Raw genomic sequence first — 6,190 nt, forward strand, 5'->3', positions numbered from 1 at the left:
GGTGGCACGCCCTCCGCGTCCAGGTGCGCTTCCCACTGCGCCGCGACGTTGTCCGCGAGCCAGTCGAGCTCCTGCCTGATGTCCGCGTGCAGGGCCAGCCGCACGTCACCCGGCCCCGCCCCGCTGCGCGCGCGCAGTTCCTCGACGTCCAGCCCGGCTTCCCTCAGCGGCAACGACACCGCGTTCGCGAGCTCCAGCACCTCCGGCGGGTTGCGGAAACTGGTCAGCAGCCCGAACTTCCGCGTCGGAGGGAAGTCGTCCGCGAAGCGCGGCAGGTTCGCCGCGGACGCCCCGCGCCAGCCGTAGATCGCCTGCGCCGGGTCGCCCACCGACGTCACCGGCATCGGTTTGCCCTCGCCGAACAACGACCGCAGCAGCACGCGCTGCGCGTGCCCGGTGTCCTGGTACTCGTCCAGCAACACCGCGCCGTACCGTTCGCGTTCACCGGAAGCGACCTCGGTGAACCCGGCGAGCTGCGCGGCCAGCGACATCTGGTCCGCGAAGTCGAGCGCCGCCTCTTTGCGCTTGCGCTGCTGGTACGCGTCCAGCAACGGCAGCAGCGCGACACGCAACCGTTGCGCCGCAACGACTTCACGAAGCTTCTCCGGCAGGGCGTCCCGCTGCCGCGGTGCCTTCGGCGCGTTCTCGATCAACGCACACAGCTCCACGGCGTGCGCTTCCAACGCCTCCGGCGTCACCAGGTGCTCACCCAGCTCGCCCGCGAGCCTCAGCAGGTACCCGGTGATCGTCGCCGGCACCTTGTCCGTGTCGAGGTCCTTCGCCCACGTCGACACCACGCGGTGCGCGAGCTGCCACGAAGCCGTCTCGGTCAGCAGCCGCACGCCCGGTTCCACCGGCAGCCGGAGGCCGTGCTCGGTCACCAGCCGCCCGGCGTACGCGTGGTAAGTCAGCACCACGGGCTCACCGGTCAGCACGGCCATCTTGCGCTCGCCGCTGGGATCCAGGTCGTCCAGCAGCGACGACCCCGCCAGCCTCCGCAACCGTGCCCGCACCCGGTCCGCGAGCTGCCGCGCCGCCTTGCGCGTGAACGTGAGGCCGAGCACCCGATCCGGCAGCACGAGCCCATTGGCCACCAGCCACACCACGCGCGCGGCCATGGTCTCGGTCTTGCCGCGCCCGCACCTGCGATGACCAGCGCGGGCTGCGCTGGCGCGGCGATCACCTCGGCCTGCTCGGGGGTCGGCTTGTTCAGCCCGAGCGCCTCAGCGATCTCAAACGGGCTGACGGTCACCGCGACATCTTCCTACGCACGCCACGACGCCTACTCACTCACCTGCCGCCCGGACGGGTGGACCGGGCACGTCGTGCGCGCCGGGCAACGGTCGCAGTCCGCGTTCTCCTTCGCCGTGTACTCCGGTCCGAGCACCGACTCCGCGGCGTCCTGCACCACCGCGAGCCACGCCTGGACGCCCTGCTCATCCATCGGTGCTTGGGTGCGTTCGACCGCGCCGGTCTTCTTGTCCTCCTTCGCCACGTACAGCAGGCGAGCACCACCGGGGTCGGATCCCAGTCCGATGTGCGTGAAGCCGCCCAACGAGGTCGCCAGCTGGTACACCGCGAGCTGCGGGTGCTCCTGCGAGGCATCGCGGGACACCGGGTTCTTGCCCGTCTTGATGTCGATCACCACGGGACGGCCGTCCTCGTCGTGTTCCAGGCGGTCGACCCGGCCGCGGACCTGCATCCACGGGCCCCCGTCGCGCTTGGGAACCTCGACGACCATCTCCTCCTCGACGGCGACCTGGGTGAGCTGGCTGCGGCTCATGGTCAGCCAGGCGAGGAACGTGTCGAGCATGCGTTCGACGCGAAGACGTTCGCGGCGGGAGAACCACGGGGCACCGGCGTCGACCGCAGCCCACGCCTCGTCCAGTTTCACCCTGAGCGCAGCGGCATCCGCGCCGGAAGCGGCCGCCTGCGCCAGGGCGTGGACCAGGGTGCCGGTCACCGACGCGAGCTCCGCCGGGTCCTGGCCGCCGTGCCGCTCGACCACCCAGCGCAGTGGGCACTTCGTGATCACCTCGATGGTCGACGGCGTCACGCTGACCTTCTGCTCCTCCGTCCACAGTGGAGCATCGATCGAGACCTCCGCCAAGCCGTACCAGGACTCCGGGTGCGCACCGGGAACCCCGGCCTCTGCCAGCCTGGCGAGCTGAGCAGCTGCCCGCGAACGACGCCCCGGATCCTCCGAGTCGGAGCACACGACGCGGCGCAGTTCGCCGACGAGCTCGCCCAGCACGAGACCGCGCTGCGGCCGGTGCAGCTTCCGTTCGTCCTCCGCGGAGGACTCGATCTCGTCCAGGAACCGCGACGGCTGCTCGTCCTCGCCCCGCACCGCGCTGATCAGCAGCTTCGACCGCGCACGCGAAGCGGCGACCAGGAGCAGGCGTCGCTCCTCCGCGAGGATCGGCGCCACCGCCGACACCGACGGTTCGAGGCCTGCCAGCACGTCCACCATGCGTTCGACGCCCAGGACCGTGCCGCGCAGTCGCAGGTCGGGCCAGCTGCCCTCCTGAACGCCGGGCACCGCGACGACCTCCCACTCGCGGCCCGCCGCCGAGTGCGCGGTCAGCACCGACACCGCCTCGCCGGTCGGGGCAGCGGCGGCCAAGGTGTCGCCGACGATTCGTTGCGACTCCAGATAGTCCGCGAACCCGGCGACACCGGAGCCGGGCAGCCTGTCGACGTACTTCGCCGCCGCCTCGAACAGCGCCACGATCGCGTCGAGGTCGCGGTCAGCCTGCATGCCCGGCATGCCGCGCCGGGCCGACTGGGCCACCCAGCGGTCCTGCAGGCCGGTGGCCGTCCACAGGTCCCACAGCACGACCTCGACCGACTTGCCGGCCTCGATCGCCTTGCGCGCCAACGCCAGCAGGTGCGCGATCCGCCGCGCGGGCAGGGACTCGGCGTCCTCCAGCGCCGCCAGCCTGTCGGAGGTCTCCACGACCTCGACGAGCAGCTCACCGCTCGGCCTGTCGCCGCCCGCGGCCATCTCCAGGCGCCGCAGACCACGCCGCAACCGACGCAGTGCCAACGGATCAGCGCCGCCGTAGGACGACGACAGCAGCATCGCCGCCGTGTCCTCGTCGAGCGAACCCGGCGAAGCGGCGGCGCGAACGAGAGCCAGCAGCGGGCGCACGGCAGGCTGCTGCGCCAACGGCAACTCGTCCGATGCAACCGCCACCGGTACACCGGCCGCGAGCAACGCCCGTTGCAGCACCGGCAAAGACAATGTCGCCGACCGCACCACGACGGCCATCTGCGACCACGGCACCTCGTCTGCCAGGTGCGAACGGCGCAGCTGGTCCGCCACCCACGTCGCCTCCTGCGCGGACGACGCGAGCAGCCGCACCTGCACGGAACCCTCGCCGTCGGCCGGCAACACCGTGCGCGAGGAGAGCGCCCGGCAGGCGAGCGGCCAGCCTGGCCACCGCGTCCCGGATCTCGGGCATCATCCGATGCGACTGCTTGAGCACCACCGTCTCGCCCGGCACGTCCCGCAGGATCTCCGGATCGGCGCCGCGGAACGTGAAGATCGCCTGGTCCGGATCACCCGCCAGCACGAACCGCGCCGCACCCGACCCGAGCGAGCTGATCAACGAGTACTGCATCGGGTCGAGGTGCTGCGCGTCGTCGACCAGCAGGTATCGCACCCGGCGCCGTTCGGTGAACAGCAGCTCCTCGTCGTTCACGAACGCGGCGTACGCGGACGACACCAGCTCGGCTGCGTCGTAGGCGGGCGCGAACGCCGTCGCGGAGTCCATTCCCGACAGCAGGTTCACCGCCTCGTACTGCGCACCGAACCGGCCGGCAGCCACCCACTCGTCCCGCCCGTGCTGCTCGCCGAGCTCGATCAGGTCCTCGGGGCCCAGGCCGCGTTCCGCCGCCCGCAACAGCAGATCGCGCAGCTCGTGCGCGAAACCCGGCAGCTCCAGGGCGGGACGCAACCGCTCCGGCCAGTTCAAGGCGCCCAGATCTGCGTCACCGGCGAGCAGCTCGCGCACCATCGCGTCCTGGTCGGGCCCGGACAGCAGCCGCGGCGGCGGCTCGCCGAGCAACACAGCCTGGTTGCGCAGCACCGCGAACGCGTACGAGTGCACGGTCCGCACCAACGGCTCGCGGATCGTCGACAACCGCCCCGTCAGCAACCGCGTGATGTGCGCGCGCAACGCCGCAGACGCGCGGCGGTTCGCCGTCAGCACCAGCACGTTCTCCGGGTCGGCGCCCTGCTCCAGCACGACGTGCGCGGCCAGCTCGGCCAGCAACGTCGTCTTGCCGGTGCCGGGACCACCGAGCACGCGCAGGAATCCGCCCTCGTGGTCGAAGACCCGCTGGGCAGCGGCGTCCCACCGGGGACGCGGGCGCGTCTCCGGCTTCCTGCGGACCAGCTGGGGTGGAAGTGCCACGCCTCGATTTCACCACGCTGCACCGACAAGATCAGTGATGCCCGCCGGACAGAGCAATACCCGGTTTTCGACTACCTTCTTGACAGATAGTGGTGGTCTAGTCCATTTTTGAACACGTTGTGAGCCCTCTCACTGCCAGCTCCGCCGCCCTGGACCGAGCAGTCTTGGAGGACTGATGAAGCGGTTCCTCGTCGGCGCTGTCGCTGCCGCGTGCGCGGCGATGTTGCTGCCCACGACCGCACAGGCGGCCGTCAACCCCGTGCTCGCGGCCCCGTACCTCTACCAGTGGGGCGGTCAGCCCAACCCCGCCACGGTGATGCAGCAGACGGGCATCAAGGCCTTCACCCTCGCGTTCATCCTCAGCGACGGCACCTGCAACCCGAAGTGGGACGGCAACCGCTCGCTGACCGGCTCCGACAAGACCCTGATCAACAACATCCGCGCGGCCGGCGGCGACGCGGTGCCGTCGATCGGCGGCTGGTCAGGCAACAAGCTCGGCCAGTTCTGCAGCTCCCCCAGCGCGCTCGCCGGCGCTTACCAGAAGGTGATCGACGCCTACCAGCTCAAGGCGATCGACATCGACATCGAGGCCGCCGAGTTCGAGAACAACACCACGCAGGACCGCGTGCTCGGCGCGTTGAAGATCGTCAAGCAGAAGAACCCCGGCGTGAAGACGGTCATCACGATGCCGACCGACCGCACCGGCCCGAACTCGTGGGGCAAGCGCCTGGTCACCCGCGCCAAGGAGCTCGGCGCGCCGATCGACACGTGGGCCGTCATGCCGTTCGACTGGGCAGCGGCGGCGACATGTTCGCCTACACCAAGAGCGCCGTCGACGGCCTGAAGAACCACGTCAAGTCGACGTTCGGTCTCACGGACGACGCGGCGTACCGGCGCAGCGGCCTCTCGTCGATGAACGGCAAGACCGACACCGGTGAGACCGTCACCCCGCAGAACTTCCGCGACATCGTGACGTGGGCGAACTCCAAGCACCTGGCCCGTGTGTCCTTCTGGGCCGTGAACCGGGACCGCGGCAACTGCGGGGGGATGAGCTCCTCGTGCAGCGGCATCAACCAGCAGACCTACGAGTTCACCAAGGCGCTGGCGAAGTTCACCGGGTAGCAGTCTCCTCCGGTGGCCGGACGCTGACCCCGACCCCGTCGCCACCGGGGTTCCAACTCCCTCAGGAAGTCGCCCGCATCCGGTCACCGGCTTTCCCACCTCTTCAAGAAGTCGCCCGGCGTTTCCGCCGCACCGAAGTGGGCGCCGGTGGCGAAGTCCGCGCCCGCCGCACGCCACCAGTGAGCCTGTTCCGCGCCGGCGATCCCGTCGACCGCGACCGCCAGGCCGGCCCCTCGCACCAGCGGCATCAGCGCTGTCACGTACGGCGATCGGCGCTCGACCAGACTGCGAGCCACCCGCACCGACTTCACCGGCAGGTCGGACACGATCGCCGGGTCCAGCGGCCCGAGACCGAAGTCGTCGAGTCCCACGTGGACACCCATCCCGGCGAGCACCGCGAGGTTGTCGGCCGCGTCGGTCACCGGCAGCACGTCGGCCGGCATGCTGACCGCCAGCTCGTCGACCGTCAGCCCGGTCTCCTCGAGCACGCCCACCACGCGTGAGACCAGGTCCGCGTCGGACGACTGGTGCGCGGTGAGCCGCACGACCAGCGGCAGGTCGAACTGATCGCGCTGCCGCCACCACGCCGACTGCCCGCCGCGACGCGCAGCAGCCAGCTCGCCGAGGCGCAGGATAAGCCCCGGGTC

General features: G+C 70.7%; 1 protein-coding gene and 3 pseudogenes. 1 reads left to right on the forward strand and 3 read right to left on the reverse strand.

Translation table 11 applies throughout. The features are described 5' to 3' along the window. Together FXN61_RS46420 and FXN61_RS46425 are read right to left on the reverse strand one after the other, a co-directional pair. Window positions 1-1,252, reverse strand: a pseudogene (locus FXN61_RS46420) (ATP-dependent helicase); the annotation flags it as partial. Between the two features lie 30 nt (window positions 1,253-1,282). After that, window positions 1,283-4,421 (reverse strand): annotated as a pseudogene (locus FXN61_RS46425) (ATP-dependent helicase). 175 nt (window positions 4,422-4,596) lie between these two features. Here FXN61_RS46425 and FXN61_RS46430 point away from each other — a divergent pair. Then, window positions 4,597-5,543 (forward strand): annotated as a pseudogene (locus FXN61_RS46430) (chitinase). A gap of 83 nt (window positions 5,544-5,626) precedes the next feature. Here the strand turns inward: FXN61_RS46430 and FXN61_RS46435 are convergent. Next, the coding region (locus FXN61_RS46435) for an EAL domain-containing protein (RefSeq protein ID WP_167980189.1) at window positions 5,627-6,190 on the reverse strand (564 nt) is incomplete at its 5' end.

It is taken from the genome of Lentzea indica (assembly GCF_012184385.1).
Classification (GTDB): domain Bacteria; phylum Actinomycetota; class Actinomycetes; order Mycobacteriales; family Pseudonocardiaceae; genus Lentzea; species Lentzea indica.